This window comes from Bacillus sp. FSL K6-6038, from assembly GCF_038050455.1.
GTDB classification, from domain to species: Bacteria; Bacillota; Bacilli; order Bacillales; family Bacillaceae_G; genus Bacillus_A; species Bacillus_A pseudomycoides.
Genome location: NZ_JBBOUH010000001.1, coordinates 1,034,444 through 1,050,974, shown reverse-complemented (window position 1 = coordinate 1,050,974; position 16,531 = coordinate 1,034,444). Strand labels below are relative to the sequence as shown.

At 33.5% G+C, this 16,531-nt stretch carries 13 protein-coding genes and 3 pseudogenes; 5 read left to right on the top strand and 11 right to left on the bottom strand.

Features of this window, described 5'->3' with window-relative positions; genetic code table 11:
- The first annotated feature begins 94 nt into the window (after positions 1–94).
- Together dhaS and dhaQ are read left to right on the top strand one after the other, a co-directional pair.
- A complete protein-coding gene (dhaS, locus tag NSQ40_RS05340) occupies positions 95–667 on the top strand; it encodes a dihydroxyacetone kinase transcriptional activator DhaS (RefSeq protein WP_033796686.1) in 573 nt (190 codons plus the stop codon).
- A 12-nt stretch (positions 668–679) separates the two neighbouring features.
- Complete coding sequence (gene dhaQ / locus NSQ40_RS05335; protein WP_003205191.1) at positions 680–1,678, top strand: DhaKLM operon coactivator DhaQ; 999 nt, start codon at positions 680–682, stop codon at positions 1,676–1,678.
- A gap of 6 nt (positions 1,679–1,684) precedes the next feature.
- Here the strand turns inward: dhaQ and NSQ40_RS05330 are convergent, their stop codons facing one another.
- Both NSQ40_RS05330 and NSQ40_RS05325 read right to left on the bottom strand, forming a co-directional pair.
- Positions 1,685–1,807: a hypothetical protein gene (locus tag NSQ40_RS05330; RefSeq protein WP_003205188.1), complete on the bottom strand. Its 123-nt coding sequence runs from the start codon at positions 1,805–1,807 to the stop codon at positions 1,685–1,687.
- A 337-nt stretch (positions 1,808–2,144) separates the two neighbouring features.
- The gene (locus NSQ40_RS05325) at positions 2,145–3,329 is read right to left on the bottom strand and encodes a cell wall-binding protein (protein WP_341286069.1); all 1,185 of its coding nucleotides are present in this window, start codon (positions 3,327–3,329) and stop codon (positions 2,145–2,147) included.
- A gap of 380 nt (positions 3,330–3,709) precedes the next feature.
- On the opposite strand from NSQ40_RS05325, the gene NSQ40_RS05320 reads away from it, so the two are divergent.
- Entirely contained in the window at positions 3,710–4,723 is a 1,014-nt protein-coding gene (locus NSQ40_RS05320; RefSeq protein ID WP_003209578.1) for an N-acetylmuramoyl-L-alanine amidase family protein, read from the top strand.
- A gap of 79 nt (positions 4,724–4,802) precedes the next feature.
- On the opposite strand, the pseudogene NSQ40_RS05315 reads toward NSQ40_RS05320, so the two are convergent.
- Positions 4,803–5,232, bottom strand: a pseudogene (locus NSQ40_RS05315) (transposase); the annotation flags it as partial.
- Between the two features lie 131 nt (positions 5,233–5,363).
- Entirely contained in the window at positions 5,364–6,617 is a 1,254-nt protein-coding gene (locus NSQ40_RS05310; protein WP_003202829.1) for an MDR family MFS transporter, read from the bottom strand.
- A gap of 102 nt (positions 6,618–6,719) precedes the next feature.
- Here NSQ40_RS05310 and NSQ40_RS05305 point away from each other — a divergent pair, with 102 nt between their 5' ends.
- A complete protein-coding gene (locus tag NSQ40_RS05305) occupies positions 6,720–8,366 on the top strand; it encodes an ABC transporter substrate-binding protein (protein ID WP_033796676.1) in 1,647 nt (548 codons plus the stop codon).
- 454 nt (positions 8,367–8,820) lie between these two features.
- On the opposite strand, the gene NSQ40_RS05300 is transcribed toward NSQ40_RS05305, so the two are convergent.
- From NSQ40_RS05300 to NSQ40_RS05275, 7 genes and pseudogenes are all read right to left on the bottom strand, one after another.
- Positions 8,821–9,990, bottom strand: a complete 1,170-nt coding sequence (locus tag NSQ40_RS05300; RefSeq protein ID WP_003202825.1) for an MFS transporter — start codon at positions 9,988–9,990, stop codon at positions 8,821–8,823.
- A 487-nt stretch (positions 9,991–10,477) separates the two neighbouring features.
- A complete protein-coding gene (locus NSQ40_RS05295; RefSeq protein WP_018782884.1) occupies positions 10,478–10,594 on the bottom strand; it encodes a YjcZ family sporulation protein in 117 nt (38 codons plus the stop codon).
- A gap of 141 nt (positions 10,595–10,735) precedes the next feature.
- Positions 10,736–10,861: pseudogene (locus NSQ40_RS05290) on the bottom strand (hypothetical protein); the annotation flags it as partial.
- A 140-nt stretch (positions 10,862–11,001) separates the two neighbouring features.
- Positions 11,002–13,230: an N-acetylmuramoyl-L-alanine amidase family protein gene (locus NSQ40_RS05285; protein WP_003202819.1), complete on the bottom strand. Its 2,229-nt coding sequence runs from the start codon at positions 13,228–13,230 to the stop codon at positions 11,002–11,004.
- A gap of 577 nt (positions 13,231–13,807) precedes the next feature.
- Complete coding sequence (locus NSQ40_RS05280) at positions 13,808–14,305, bottom strand: DM13 domain-containing protein (protein ID WP_003202815.1); 498 nt, start codon at positions 14,303–14,305, stop codon at positions 13,808–13,810.
- 76 nt (positions 14,306–14,381) lie between these two features.
- Positions 14,382–14,489: pseudogene (locus NSQ40_RS29410) on the bottom strand (sensor histidine kinase); the annotation flags it as partial.
- Between the two features lie 361 nt (positions 14,490–14,850).
- The gene (locus tag NSQ40_RS05275; RefSeq protein WP_033796677.1) at positions 14,851–15,327 is read right to left on the bottom strand and encodes a hypothetical protein; all 477 of its coding nucleotides are present in this window, start codon (positions 15,325–15,327) and stop codon (positions 14,851–14,853) included.
- Between the two features lie 216 nt (positions 15,328–15,543).
- Here NSQ40_RS05275 and NSQ40_RS05270 point away from each other — a divergent pair, with 216 nt between their 5' ends.
- Positions 15,544–16,344, top strand: coding sequence for a hypothetical protein (locus NSQ40_RS05270; protein WP_003202814.1), 801 nt, complete (start codon positions 15,544–15,546; stop codon positions 16,342–16,344).
- Positions 16,345–16,531: the final 187 nt, after the last annotated feature.

Genomic DNA, 16,531 nt, shown 5'->3' with positions numbered 1-16,531 from the left:
CGGACAAAATGAACGATTTGTCTAAAGACACCCACTTCATTTATAGGTAGGATGTTAATTATTAAAAACGAATAAAGCTGTAGGGATGATTATAATGACCTCTTCTATCATTTCAAAAAAAATCATAGCCAACTCATTAAAAAAATTAATGGAAACTGAACCTTTCCATAAAATATCCGTGAGTGACATTATGTTAAATTGTCAGATGCGCAGGCAAACTTTTTATTATCACTTTAAAGATAAATTTGAATTGTTAAGTTGGATTTATAAAGAAGAAACAAAAGAGAATATTATAGACTTTCTTGATTATGAAAAATGGGAAAATATTTTCGACCTATTATTTGATTACTTTTACCAAAACCAATGCTTCTACCGAAATGCATTTAAAGTAATCGAGCAAAATTCATTTAATTATTATCTCTTTGAACATACGAAAAACTTATATCTCAAAATCATCGATGAACTATTAATTGGCTGTAAATTAGCAATTTCTGAGGTAAAAAAAGATACACTGGCCTCTTTTTATAGTCACGGATTTGTTGGGACAATAAAAGATTGGATTGAGAATCATTGCGCTATTGATCCGTCTATCATGTCTTCGATGATGAAAAATATGATAAACAATCAATTAGTCCTTTTACTAAAGCAATCAGCACACAAATCATAAGGTGGAAAAACAATGAAAAAAATTATGAATGATGCTCAAAATATTGTTCAAGATATGTTGCATGGTTTTTATTTTGAACATAACGATAGAATATCTTATAACAAAGAACACAACATCATTTATCAGAAAGACCTTGCTAAAATTGGGCAAGATGTTGCCATTATAAGCGGCGGCGGTAGCGGGCACGAACCAGCTGATATTGGTTATGTAGGAAAAGGCATGCTTTCAGCGGCAGTCAATGGAGAAATTTTCACCCCTCCTACACCAGAACAAATAGTAGCGGCAGTTCGCTCTGTGCCCAAAGACAAGGGCGTCCTATTAATCATTAAAAACTTTCAAGCTGACGTAGAAAACTTTTTAACTGCTGAATCTTTAGCAAAAGAAGAAGGAAGACTTGTTGATCATGTCATTGTGAATGACGATGTTTCCATTGAAGATGATGCTTCCTTTAATAAAAGAAGACGAGGAGTAGCTGGTACGATTTTTGTTCATAAAATACTCGGAGCAGCGGCTCTTGAAGGCCATTCACTGCAACAATTAACAGGCATCGGCCATTCTGTCATTCGGAATCTGCATACATTAGGAGTTGCGCTCTCTCCAGCAACCGACCCTATCCAAGGAAAGACTTCTTTTACCTTACAAGACAATGAAGTCTTTTACGGAGTCGGCATCCACGGAGAAAAAGGATACCGGAAAGAAATGTTATCTTCTTCTGAAAAATTGGCGGTTGAGCTTATGAATAAGCTCAAAAGTATTTACCGCTGGAAAAAAGGAGACAAGTTTGCCATCTTGATTAATGGATTAGGCGCTACCCCATTAATGGAACAGTATATCTTCGCAAATGACATTCGCCGTTTATGTGAGCTTGAAGGATTAGATATTCGATTTGTCAAAGTCGGAACCCATCTAACCTCCTTAGACATGCAAGGCACTTCATTAAGCTTACTTAAAATAGAAGATCCACTTTGGGAAAAATGGTTAAAAGCGGATGTTGAGGTGGCTAGCTGGTAGTTTCAATTAGCTTGAAAAGGTGTTTTCCATATGTGAAAACACCTTTATATTGTTTAGAATCCTTTGTTCTTCTTTAAATTGTAGTGCCCATTCTGGTGTATGCTCCTCAATAACAACTTGCTTATCCATAGTTCTGTCTCCTTACTCGTTTTTTGCTTGAATATAACACCAACTTAAGATACATAAAACTATTAGATACTGTATATACATGAAGTCTACATAACATTTCATTATCAAAATTTAAAATTAACTTTCTGGTCTAAAACTTTATTTTAATAAAAATTCTTTTCCCTAAATAAACACTAATTTTGCCCATAGAAAAATCCCCTCCATAGTAAACAGATTAATGTGCTTTCTTTTTACTGTCTACAATAAGGGGGATCGTGCCACCTTCTTTTTTTATATCACTCTTTAATCCCGCTATTCGTGGGCAGTAAGTCCCCCACTGACGGACACTTTCTTTCGTTTAATAATATTTCAGTTCACTCTCCGGTGTTTGTACAATCACAGGACTTTTAGCAGGATTTAACCATCTTAAAACAGAAAGAACATTTTCCCGAGATGTTGCTGTGCAACCGTATGTATACATATCTGAAATATGGAAGAAAATCGCCGAGCCAGCTCCAGCTATTCGTTCTGTATTATAGTTAATCACAAACCCATAATCATATTGAGGAATATTCATATTTTCGGCACTGCTCCAACGGTCATTTGCTGGTTTTTGCTGCCACGTGTTATATAAAGGTGAATTAGAATCATCCACCCAAACATCATTTGATGTAATTTGTCGATATGGTAGTTTTGTTCCTGGATTACCGTAGCGACCAAAAGCTGTTCCAATTGTATATTTACCACGCGGAGAACTTTTTCCTCCTTCTGCTATTGTATAAGCAAATCCATCACGTCCAATATATCCTTGCATAGCAGCATACACTGGATACCATTTATTATTTCGCTTCTCGAATGTTTGAATTTCTGCCTTACTAGTTCCATAATCATTTGCCGTCACAAGAATAAGCTGTTGATTTTCTCCTATTGTATATAAATAGTCAGCATCATTGCTTGCAACCCATACACCGCTATTCTCAAAGTAATACCATGCCCCGCCTATTTTATTCCAATCAATCTCCATTCCACCATTGCTATTCATATAAAACCAATTCGTTCCATCAAAATACCAATCTGTTTTCATTACGCCATTACTCTCAAAGTAATACCACGTTCCTTGAATCTTTTTCCATCCTGTCTCCATTCCACCATTGCTATTCATATAAAACCAATTCGTTCCATCAAAATACCAATCTGTTTTCATCACGCCATTACTCTCAAAGTAATACCACGTTCCTTGAATCTTTTTCCATCCTGTCTCCATTCCACCATTGCTATTCATATAAAACCAATTCGTTCCGTCAAAATACCAACCTGTTTTCATTACGCCGTTACTCTCAAAGTAATACCACGTTCCCTGAATCTTTTTCCATCCGCTTGCCGGCACATTATTCACATAGTAATACCAATTGTTTTGTTCAAACACCCAGCCATCTTTTACGACAATTTGCTGATTTCCACCTGTCTTTACTTCTGCAAAACTTTGTATAGGTGCTATTAATAAGCTTCCTGCTACACATATTGATGCAATCATTCGCTTCATTACATTTCTCCTCTTTTTCTTTACAGAATATACACTTACATGTTTAAAATATCTAACAGAAAATTTTTCTAGCATCCTATGAAAAATGCTAGAGAATCAAAACCACATTGCTAATTTTTACGAATTTCTTTCTTCTATAATAGAATGGAAAAGAAACAGCTAGCAAGAAGGATTTTAAAACTCCTTTGCATACTAATGATAATGGTGATTTTATTCCTTATTAACAGATAATAAGGAATAAAACCCTTACAGAAAGAAATATTTTGATACTTTTGTAACATTTTTGTAACACGTTTGTAATAAAAGTGTTGAATTCGTTTTATTAGTTAGATATATTAGTAGTAGGGAAAGGCATTTTTCTAAAAAAGGAGCAGATTACTATGAAAAAACAAATCGTTAGTATGTTATTTGTTGCAGGTATATTGTTTAGCGGAATACAACCTCATGTTTATGCAGAAACAAATAAACAGTCTACTCCAATAACAGGTTGGGTACAAAAACAACACGCATGGTATTACTACATAAATGGAAAAATGGAAACAGGATGGGTAAACACAAATAACAATTGGTATTTCCTTGAAAAAAATGGTGTCATGAAAACTGGATGGTATCAAGAAGGACCACATTCGTATTTTTTAAATAAAGATGGCGCTATGCACACTGGATGGCTAAAACAAGATGAAAAGTGGTACTTCTTCAATAAAAACGGTGCTATGCAGTATGGGTGGGTTTCCGATAGTGGGAAATGGTACTTTCTTGGAAAAGATGGTGTCATGAAAACTGGATGGCATCAAAACTCACCATATGATTGGTACTACTTAAATAAAGATGGCGCTATGCACACTGGATGGGTTCTTGATCAAAACAGATGGTACTTTTTAAATGCAAAGGGTATTATGCAAACGGGTTGGGTACTCGACCAAAACAAATGGTACTTCCTTGATAAAAGCGGTGCAATGAAAACTGGATGGTTTGTCGACGATCAATTACAATGGTACTATCTCGATAAAGACGGTGCATGGAATCCTGATGCAAAACCAACTTCTATTCTATACAACGTTCAAGGAACATGGTCAGAACAAGAACTACCGACGAAACCACCGTATATCGGCCCAGCTTTCACAATGATGAAGATTAGTCCTATTTCTGACAACGAAGCAGTTGTCGGTGTATCTTCTTATTCCGATAACGCTGAAGATATAGCATATATAGACGGTACTGTAACATTCAAAGATAATAAAGCAACTTTAATTTTCAATCAATTTGGTAAACAAGGTCAAATTGATATTGAAATCGTAGATGGCAAAGCATTGTTAAATATTAAACTTCTAAGAAGTTCGGATGAGTGGAACTTAATTCAAGGGAAACATACATTGCCTATATATAGAAGATAAGATTTCATAAAAAAGAGGAGAACCAATATATGAACTGTACCCTATAAAATGGGCAGTTTAATAAAAAGACCTTTAAAAATTAAGCACTTAAAAGATGGTTCCGGTATTGTACCGGAGCCATTTTTTTGAGAGTCCATTGATAACGATCATAATTATAATCTTGTATATAATTCTCGATTACTAGTTGAAGAGATCGGAACGTTTGACAACACTTATAGTCTAATTCATCTTTCATATGACCAAAAAAGGATTCCATTGAGGCATTATCTAGACAGTTTCCTCTACGTGACATAGACTGTCTCATACCCATTTCCTTTACACAGCGCTGAAATTCCGGGTGCGTGTAATGAAAAATCTGAGTGTAAAAGTGCTTCAGGATGAATCATATCTCCTAATCTATCTTTTAATTTGTCTAATGTTTGATAGACGATATCCATTTGTAAAGAAGGGGAAACATGATAAGCTAAAATCTCTCGTGTCGTACTATCTTTTACGCAAGATAAATAAGCTTTCTTTAGCTTGTCATCAGAAGATAGCTGTTTTGAGGAAGGGCCACCAACATTTCCTTTTCCGCGTCGTTCTGTATGGAAGCCTTCCTCTTTTGTCCTCTTTGTCCATGTATAACTATTAAAGTATTATATTATGATGATATTTTCTTCAATATTTCTTTAGACTGAATATCTTTTCTAATGAACAATCCAGTGTATAAGAGGAATGTGCCAATTATCACAATGATTCCAATGTAAACGGACATTATCGTAGGAATCAAGAAAGCACCAACGATAATGGTAATTCTTGCAATCAGGTCCGCACCAATATCTGATAGACCTGCAAAAGCTGAATAAGATCCTCTTTTATCAGCCGGAATCATATTAGCTTGTTCTGCATTTCTGACAGGCGAGTAGACAAGTTCACCAACAGTAGCAATAAAATTAAAAATAATAAGTACGTACCAAGTATTTGCAGATGTTACTGTTACATATCCTACACCATAGAGAACCAGACCTAAGAGTAACGCCTTCTTTCCACTTAAACGATCTGTAAATTTATTCACAATAAACGTCAAACATACCACTAAAAGCATATTTTGTATGTTGAGAATACTCAGCATCCTTACTCCTACTATTTCAAAGTTCCCAACGTTTATTGTATTAAATGTTTCTGAAAGTCGTATACCTATATAGCTATTCAAGGAGAACTCTGCCGCAAATATGCATGTAGATCCTATTACAACTTTTAAAAATGCTACATCTTGAATAGCAATTTTATAGTTTTGGATTAGATCCAATACTATATTTTCATGTTTTGGTTCTAAGAAATTATTAAATTCAGCAACTAACCACAATTTATAGGTAATTGGTAGTGTAGCAGAAACTAAGGTTAGTAATATAAATAACTCTTTTTGGTGATTAATGTATAAAAAACCACCTAATGCAGCACCAATTGCCATCGAAAGATTCATAAGCCAATAGTCAATTGTATAAACAGCCTTTCGATTTTCTGGTGTAGTTGAATCTATTATTATAGCGTGCATGGATGGACGACCAAGACTGCTAGATATTACAAAACCTACATAAGCAATTGCAAATAACCAAATCAACTTATCTGTAGGATATAAACTTAAGGTCATTAATAAAAACATTACAGCACTAGAAGAAGAAGTTAACAATAAAACTTTCTTCCGTTGAAAGCGATCGGAAATGTAACCTCCAATTAAACTTGAAAAAAAACTTAAAATAACAGTCGAGATTAAAAATAAACCGGCCCATACTTTATTTATTTCTTGAGCAAAAAACAATGCCATGAAAGGCATTACTGCTGATGTAACAGCACGATTAAAAAATGATGTAATTAAGCGTACTTTTATATTTTGCTCAAAGTCTTTCCAATTCATAGTATCTCCTCCTTTTATCTAATGTTATATTAAACTAGACTTATCAAACTAAAAATGGACATATCTAGAAAAATATGTCTACTTATAGAAGGAGATAGGAAAATGGATAAAAATTTATTGGATCTATGGCAATCATTTTCTTCAGGACACATAAAAATAAAAGACCTAGCAGACTTTTTAAGTTTAAGTACAAAGCAAACAGTACGTTACTTACATAAATGGATGGATGAAGGTTGGCTAATTTTCAATTCTGGAAAAGGAAGAGGACACACTTCCTCTCTTCAATGGCTTAAAAATATAGAACAAATCTATGAGTCACAAGTGATGGAGATTATGGATCAACAACCTATTGAAAAAAGCAGTAAATATTTACTATATAATTGGTCTCCAAACAGTAAACTACGTTTGATGACTAAGTTTCACTCAAAATTTGGCTATATACATAATTCGGATGATAAATTAATTATTCCTAGAAGAAAGCCCTTTTTAACAACACATCCACTAGAAGCTGCCGATGTACATAGTGCACACATTGTCGCAAACGTGTTCAATCGACTTGTTTATATGGATGAAAAGGGGAACATATTTCCTGAAATAGCTCATAGTTGGGATTTAACTCAATCTAAGCTTAGACTATACTTAAAAAAGTCCATAAAATTTCATGATGGATCCATCTTAACAGCGACTGACGTGAAACTATGTCTCTCAAAACTACGGAGTCATAAATACTATAAAGACTTATGGGCACCAATAGAGAACATAGATATTGTATCACCATTAATTATTGACATACATTATCCGGATGGTTGTAGCTATTGTTTACAAATGTTATGTATGATAAATACAAGCATTTATAAAGAAAATAACGGTGTAATTGTGGGAACTGGTGGTTTTTATATAGGAGAGAATAACCAGGAAAAGACATCATTGATAGCATTTAATGATTATTTTCAGGAAAGACCATTGCTAGATACAGTAGAATTCATTCAGGTTCCTCTAGAATTTGATACTATTTATCAATCTTCCAAGCGCAACGAGAACACTTCCACCTTTCAAGTAGAAAGAAATTCTGGCTTTGGCGTTATAATTATGAATGCCTGGCGTAATTCATCTATTCAACGAATCGATGTTCGTAACTACTTACATTATATTATTACTAAGAATATCAATCATATCTATGAATATGACTTTAATAAGATCCCCAACCCTACGAGTTGTTTGAAGGAAATAGATCATCAAATCGATATGCGACAAAAATCACGCCCCGCATTTAAAGAACCACTTATTATAAAAGCTACTCAGTATACAGAAAAACTGACAAAGTGGTTAATGAATGTCTTAGAAAAAGAAAATATACCTTTTCTAGTCAAATGGGTTCCTTTTGAAAGCTATCTGAGAGATGAAAAACTTAATGAACAAGTTGATCTCTTTATTCATGGTGAGGTATTCGAGATGAATCAAGAGATATCATTTTATTATTTTCTAACAGCTAGATATTCACCGTTGGCTAAGATTGTAAAAACAAATGAAACAATAAAAAAACACCTTGATAGATACAAACGTACACATTTTGAGAAGTGGCCCTCATTAAATAAAGACCTTGAAAAAGAACTGATAGAATCCTCTATTATGATTCCCTTATATTATGATAAATGTCAGATTCCTTTTTCATCAGATCTAACGAATATTAGGATGAAATATTTTGGATATGTGGATTTTTCTCAACTTTGGGTAAGGCCTTTAATTTAAAAGCTACAAGAAATCTGATACACCTATAATAATTATCACCCTATTTGAGGTACGGAAACATCGCCATCAAGTTAACGAAAATGAGATACCCTATGCCCATCAACTTAAGATCTCATAATACCCCCAGAACGAAAATTTTGTGCATTTTGCTCGTTTTTATTGTTTTGGGATAACTCGTGCATTTAGCTTGATGGCGATGTGGCGGGCCCCCTATGTGAAAGCATCTTTTATTTATTCTTATAAACATCTATGTATTTCATTATGAAGTGTTTTAACACGCTCTTTATAGAATATGCCTTTATTCTTTATATTCTCGACTCAATATAGTTTTTAATTTTGCTCTTAGTTCCTCTGTTTTCGAACGTATATTAATCATTTTATCCCCCTATTCGTAAGTTATTTACAGCCTGTAACAGCATCTCTGATTAATCTTCCAGATGTATTTCCCTTCATTTTAATACATTTGTTTTTTCATATTTCCAATCGTAATAAAGCTAGCCAATATTAAGATAGAAAATAAAAGCAAAATATTATTCACTCCCATACGAGTTATTAAAATACCAGTTAATAGAGCAGATGATATCTTAACAAATGATGCTAGAATCGTTCTTAAGCCTATTACCCTGCCAATATATTCTGTTGTAGTATTCAACTGTATTAACGTTTGCACAATAATCAAGTGCGACATGGTAAATAGCCCCATTATAAATATACAAATAACGGCCGTTGTTTTATAGTCATTCAAATATAATAAAAAAGAAGAGGTTGCCATACCCACCATCGTAATAAAAATAACTTTATGTTTAAACTTTTTTAAAAAATAGATAGCAATAAAACCTGCTATAATCCCTCCTACTGAAAATGCCATCTCAAATATTGAGTAGAGTCCGCTCCCTCCTTCAAACTGTTCTGCAAGAGGTAATAATAAAGTTGTTGTCATTTGTATACTAATGCTATTCAAAATAGATAAAAACAGTAAGTATTTCATTCCTTCTGTTTGATTAATAAAATGCCATCCCGATATTAATTCTGCAAGGTAGAATATTCTTGTATTCTTTATTTTTTTAGGGTTCATTCTTTTTATGTAAGAAAAGAAAATAGCCGCAACTAAAAATGTTACAGAATTAATAAAGAAACTAGTAGCTAAAGAAAATTTAACTAGAAATAACCCAGAAATACCAGTTCCCACTATTAATGCTGCTTCATTTAATGAAGATGCTTTTGATATGACAAATGGTATATCATGATTACAGAATGCTTCCTTAATAAATGCAGAAGATGCAGGTTTGTAAATGGTGTAGCAAACTGCTAATAAGAATTGCATAATGTAAAAAACAAATACTGATTCAAATCTTATGAAAACGAGAATCGCCATGATTAAAACAAGTACAAATCGAATACTATCTGTTAGAACAACCATATTTTTAGAGTCATGATGATCTACATAAACAGACACAAAAGGTGTTAAAATGACACTTGGTATATAATAAATAGCAATCATTAATCCGATAGAAGTTGATTGTCCTGTTAAATGAAAAATATACCATAGCAAAGCAATTTGTTGAATTCCATCCCCGAATCCGGTAATGCTAATCCCTAATAAATATTTCAATTTATTACTCATAAAATTATCCCTTATATAATAGTTACCTTCATTTTAGGTGCATCACTTCAACAGAGTAAATTACAACTTAATTATCTATATTTATAATTAATTCTTATAAAGTAATGATTTAATCTCTCAATCATAATAAAAGAAGTAAAGGGGTATTACATATAATAAATGACTTATATGTAATACCCTTAATTTTTTATGACTTTTTACAATTTAAGTCTTGATAATATACGATGTCCGCGTTTTGACGTCAGGACCCCTAATAGACCTCAAACAACTCCATTTCCATTAAATGCAAAAACATAATTATATAACTGTCCTCTAGTGAGTGGCTCAAAAAAGAAGGAATTCTTGCCGTGCCCCATAATGAGATTTTACTGTTTTGTTAGTGGAGGAGTATTGTTGTAATATATGAGTACATTCACTCTTTATCCCTGCGCAATGTGTGGGGATCTTTTCATAAAGAAAAGACACTCCAATGAGTGCCTTTTCTTTACTAGCAACCGAATCCGCCGCCCCAACAACTGCAACCAATGATAATTAGCAGAATGAACAGGACAATTAGTAAAGCGAATCCGCCACCAAAACCACCACAACTACCTCCAAAGCCCATAACATTTCCTCCTTGAGTAAGAGGGACCATGCACATGTGTTTTAACGGATACACATTACTTTATGTTTTTAAACAATATATGAGCAGGTCCTTTAAGAAATAAAGAAAGACACCCTTACGAGTGCCTTTCAAATCAGTATTTTATGCAGATACAGCAGCTTTATTTTTACGTAAAAGCCCCATAAGTCCGCCGATTAATAATAATACTCCTGGTAAGATATAAATAAGTGAGATGCAGATAAAACCACCAATAGCCGCAATAGTCATTCGAGCAGGTTCTTTTTCTTTATGAGGTGCACCACATCACCATCAAGTTAATAAAAACCCTCCAGATGCTGAAAGCATCTGGAGGGCGTGGGAATCTCATTTAGCGAGTCATATTTATAAAAAATAGATTTTTTGGATGATTAATAGCCTTTGTGTCCATGGCTATCAAATTTATAGGTTTTTCCGTTAATTTCAACCTTGGTATCTGTATAAATTGAACCATCCTGTTTAGCATAATACGTAAAGTATCCGTAATAAGGGAAATGATACCCACCACCAACTGAGAACCATCCTATCTTAGCTGCTCCAGATTCATCGAAGTAATACCATTTACCATCGATTTGTTGCCAGCCCGTTTGCATTACGCCTTTATCGTCATAATGGTATATCTTACCATCAACTTTATCGAACCCTGTTAGCTTAGCTTCTCCGTCATGATTAAAATAATATCTTTTTCCGTCAATGGTTTCATGTCCATCGAAAGTATAGTGTGCGCCGTCTTTGAAATGATATTTCTTTCCATCAATCGTTTTCCAACCAGCATAAGTAGCTCCTTCTTCTAAGCTATAATAGTGGATTGCATTCTTCTCGCTTCCATCCGGTTGAGGGAAAGCTCTCTTTTCAGTCACTCCTAATTTTCTAATAGCACCGTTTTTCTCAAAGGCTACTTGTTTCTCGTTAAAAATAACAGTTGTAGGAGTAGTTAGTGCGTTTCCATTCAGATCAGAAGCTCTCTCAAGCACGCCCTTGTCAGAAAAATGAAGAATGACATTTTGATCTTCTAAACGTAGTTTATTTTTAGTAGGTTGGTAATTTTGGAAATCATAAATTTTACCATCGATTTCCCGCAAACCTTCTTTAACCAACGCTCCAGAAGCATCAGAATAGTAATTATCTCTCCATGCTGATCGTTGCAAAGCACCAGAATCATTAAAGTGATAGTACTTACCCTCAATTTGTGAATTTATTCCTGAAGCCATCATGTTAGACTCCGGATTAAAATAATACGTATTCCCCTCAATTTTCTGCCAACCCTTCAAGAGAACTCCTGAAGCATCTGCATAATACCAACCTGGATTTTGCGTACCTTGGTTTACCCAACTATTTTTAATCAATTTTCCAGTAGAATCATATGCAGTCCATATAGAACTATCACCTTTATCATTACTTCTGAACTCTATTCCGTCATAATTCTGTTTCTCATTTTCTTTCCCAGGGTACCATGCTCTTAACCAGTTATGAATTTCATTGTTAGTTTTTGCAGTGAAACGAATTTCGGATTTGAAACTCCAATCAGTACCAAATTGTTGAACATAAGAATTACCAGCCAAACTTACTCCATTCTTGTTTTTTAAATAGAATTGGAATTTATTATCATGAGAATTACCGGTCTGAACAAGTTCAAACACTTCATCATCACCAATCGAATCAGAATATTGAAGTGCATTTCCTTCTTTCCCTGAAAGATATTTTGAACCTGTTTTTACCAATACTTTATTCGTCCCTTTTTTATAGGGGATAATTTGATAAGGTTTACCGTCATTTAGTATACTAAATGGTAGTGAAATAGGTGTCTCTAGGATTTTTGTAGATTCCGCCAATATATTAGTTGACCTGTTATTAAAGTCTGCACGAGCTTCAGGATTATTCGTAACATAATTAGAAAGAACTTCTCTGCCTACTGGATGTGAAGTCAATGTTGCTATCTTCTTTTCTTCTTCTGTTAAATAAGAGAATAGGTCAGTAAATAAACCTTTAAATCCGTCAAGAGAACGTTCCCCAAATTTTTTCTTATAAAATTCGTCACGAAGAATTACATTTTGACCAGATGTTTTTTCTACATATATAGTTTTAACTTGGTTAAGCGCAACTCCCGTTTTTCCTTCATCTAATTGCGCTTGTGTAATATAAAGAAGATTGTGTTCTGAAACAGATTCTGCATCAGGATTTAGATCTACAATGGTACCCGCTTCTGTAAGCTTAAGTTGCTGTCCTGATTTTAATTTGTGAATTTCACTTTTTCCATCTGGATAAAGTACTTTAATCGGCTTAGTAAAATTCGAATCATTTTTCGTATGATGCATAGAGATATTGAATTCCCCAGATTTAAAATTAGGAGATCTGTAAGATACATTCTCTGCATAGGGACCAGTGTAATCAGTTAAGTCGGGATCCCCTGTAGATATTCCAAGTCCTTCATAAATGTCTTTCACTATACCTAATGAAGTAATCGTCACATCGAGTACGGTACCTATCCCTGCGCTAGCCTTGTTTTCTGCAATAGGAGCTACTGAAAAAAGAATACCTAATGCCGCTGCGGTAGGAATGACTTTCTTTCCAATTCCAATTGTTTTAAATTTTTTCTTCATTTTTGTTGTCCTCTCTTAGTAAAATTTAGCCTAGATTGCTTACATGTAACACTGTAAAAAATAAACATATAAAGACTGTCGTATGTTGATTTAAAAATATAAAATCAATATTTATAAGTTCATCTTAGTTTAAATACCTTTCATTTTTCTTGCGAAAATGTTACAAAACTCTTTCGTTAATATCTTATAAAATTCCGAATTTTATAAGATATTCTGTATTTTTCAACTTGGCCTCATGCCCATCAAGCTATACAGAAAAACACCCAAGAAATAACAAAGATTCTAATCCGCCTATTCCACCTAGTACAGAAAATGGTCGGAAATCTCATCGATATGAGAAGAAAACAGTCTTTGATATTATGGGTGTTGTCTATGAGTATGATGGATTGAGAAGACAAAAGAAAGCTGCATCATTTTTAAAAATGATGCCTATCTATGTTTATTTGGCATGCTCATTTTTAAGGAAAAAAGTATTTCAAGAGTTTTTTTAGTTCATTTGAACGAAAGTTTATTTTGTTTTCGTTCTTAAGTTAATAGGCATGGGACATGTACACAAGCCTCATTTTTATGTTCTTTCTTACTTTTCAAAATAAGCCGCACCAAAGTTTTCATTAAATCTCTTACACCATATAGAAACCGAACCGTATGTGCTTACATCTATCCCTTCAGGAATTTCATAGTTTTGGTCTCCTTTGTTTCCCTTTAACTTTCCTAATTCAATATACTGATGGTTTTTAACATCTTCGTTATTTTTCAAACGATTCGTAGGAACTAATACAACTCGAACATCTGGTCCATTAGAAGTTGAAAAATTTGAAAGTCGTAAAACACGTTTTCCATCCCCTAATTGATGGATCGTTGCCGTTCCAGTTGTTTCATGAACACCGTTTTGAAACTGACCTGTACTTATTACTCGTTCTTCTTGTTGTTTTGTTTTGTTTGATTGTATTTCTGTTTGTGGCAATGCTTCATTCACTTGCTTATCAATAAATAATTTCTCGGGGCGGAACAATGACCATAAAATTCCCCCAACAATTATGGAACCTCCTATAAGCAATACATATTTTCTTTTCATAAAGTAAAAGTCCTCCTGTAGTATACTGTTTAGTGGTATAGTAACAAGAAAGTCTTTCATTTCTATAATATAAATATTACAAAAGTCTTTCAGCGGTCTTATTTTTTTCTGATGTGATGGGAAGAGTAAACCAAAATTCACTTACCTGTTTTCCATCTGAGCGATCTCTCACACCAATTTCTCCCAACTCTCCATATTTGCTTCTTAACTAAAATCAAATTGATATCGTTTCATAGCATACCGTTAAAAACCTTTTCAAAATTCATCGGTTAAACATAGAAGAAGTAGACACATTATTGTTAACATAAATTAGAGACTGAAATTCGCTTGTTTTTCATTCATATTGGTTGAACTTCTTTAAAGTCACGGCTCTTTTCGTATAGATTGTTGTTTTTTTGCGATAAAAATAAGACCTCAGATTAAATCCAGGTCTTAGGTATTTATGAACGCTTTCTTCGTATGGCGATATTAATCTTCATCACGACTTCCAAGTACAAGATAGAATCCGAAAATCAGCTTCGCGAATATAAATATTTACTAGCATTCTATTTTTTGTGCATATTGGAATTTAGAATGTTCTTGCATTTTCTAATATTTCGTTTGATTTGCTGATTTTCAAAAAAATAAATCTCTGTACCTGACCAAACAAAAACCCAACACACTATGCTTAAAACTCCTGCAATATAGGCATGATTGCTTGAAAGCTTCAAGTATATCAACCCAACAATAATACCAACCACAAACAAAACAATAGCCTTATTGACATTTCTAGCATATGTATATTCTTCTTCGTTCAAGATGTTAGAAAAAGTGTTACATGTGGCAGTCTTCAGTAACTTTTCGTCAAAATCATTCTGGCCTAAAAAAAATATTTCAACTTCTTTTCTTTTGCCACTGCGTAGCTTTGACAAAAGAAAATCTTCAAGGTCAGAGCTTAGGTGAACATCATCTGAGCTATAATATCTTGAAAACGGAGTATCAGTTTCATCTAAATAGATATTTATACTTAATTCATCTTTCATGTTAACCCTCCTTTAACTCCAATGTACTAGTTGAAAGTCAACCTTTTATCAGTATGGTCAAGATAGCAACAATTCTTACGAAAACAGAGAAAGTCAAAGAAAGACTTTTGTAACAATTACGAAAGAAATTTGAAAGGGGTTTAAATTAAGATAAACTTACCGATATTAATTTAAACATGTTGGTAACAGTATATTTAGAAAGTAAGGAACAAAGTCATGAAAGAAAAGATAAAGAGAAGTATAAAAAAAATTTCCCCTGTAGGAATAGCGATGGGAATCTTATTCAGTTTCAACCCAATTACAAAACATAAAGTGAAAGCAGACGTTGATACAAGAGAAACGATTCTTACAACATTTGGAGATACCTATGATACGTTTCTAAAAGAGCCTTTTGTTATTCTTTTATCAGAACAAAGTGCTAAATATGATTATACAGCTAACAATGAAAACCGTGCTTACAAAGCTCCTACTTTTAACAAAGGAGAATTTGGCATTAGTGTGTATGATTATTATAAGAACCAAAACTTTTCTAAAAAAATTAAAGTTTTCTATGAAGATGGGAAAGTTGAATATAAAACGATAAAACATGGTCAACAACTTCTGATTAAGCAAGCTGGTATAATAGTGGACTTAAATCCCGATGCCTCAGATCTATATGAACATGATACGTATTATATTACACAAAAACAATTAGATGCAGGGAATACTGGTATTGCGCTGACAAATTGGCAAACATATTACTTAAAAAGTGACAATAATGGTCACATGAATGGTCCTTTAGCTCTAAAATATATTAAACAGGAATTTCCAAATATAAAACCAGGTAGTGCTTCTTTTGACCTAAATAAACTTTTTCATGCACTACCAGGAGAGAAGCGAAAACTCGCAACGATAACTTCGAATCCAGTAAAAGCATCTGGAATTTTTAGTTATACCTCTGATGAGCTTGCTGAGATAAAGAGACATGAGCTCACCATCATTACACAACATAAAAATAAAAAAGAAAGTCACAGGTGAATGAATTCATTAAGAAGTTAAACAAAAACATTGTTTTTTGGTAACCAATGTTTTTGTTTAACGTAAAATTTTCTTTTTTTGATATGATAACCTCTAGAAGCTTTACAAACATTTTTAACGAGTAACGAATCAACAAGCCAATTTTCTGTACATTAAGGAAATCGGCTTGTTCTTTGTCTAAAGCTAC